This window comes from Hydrogenobaculum acidophilum, from assembly GCF_054656715.1.
Genome location: NZ_BAAHXP010000075.1, coordinates 1 through 245, shown reverse-complemented (window position 1 = coordinate 245; position 245 = coordinate 1). Strand labels below are relative to the sequence as shown.

1 protein-coding gene is annotated in these 245 nt (G+C 44.5%); it reads left to right on the top strand.

Translation table 11 applies throughout. From position 1 onward, the window contains the following. On the top strand, window positions 1-245 hold a 245-nt coding region (locus ACYQZV_RS09185; RefSeq protein WP_459895357.1), incomplete at both ends, for an EF-Tu/IF-2/RF-3 family GTPase.

Genomic DNA, 245 nt, shown 5'->3' with positions numbered 1-245 from the left:
CTTGACGAATACATACCTTCTCCTCAAAGAGAAACCGACAAACCATTCTTGATGCCTATAGAAGACGTCTTTACCATCTCTGGTAGAGGTACTGTGGTCACAGGTAGAGTAGAAAGAGGTGTGCTAAAACCCGGTGAAGAAGTAGAGATAGTAGGTCTAAGAGAAGAATCCATCAAAACCACCGCCACTTCTGTAGAAATGTTTAGGAAAATCCTAGACGAAGCACTCCCCGGTGACAACGTAGG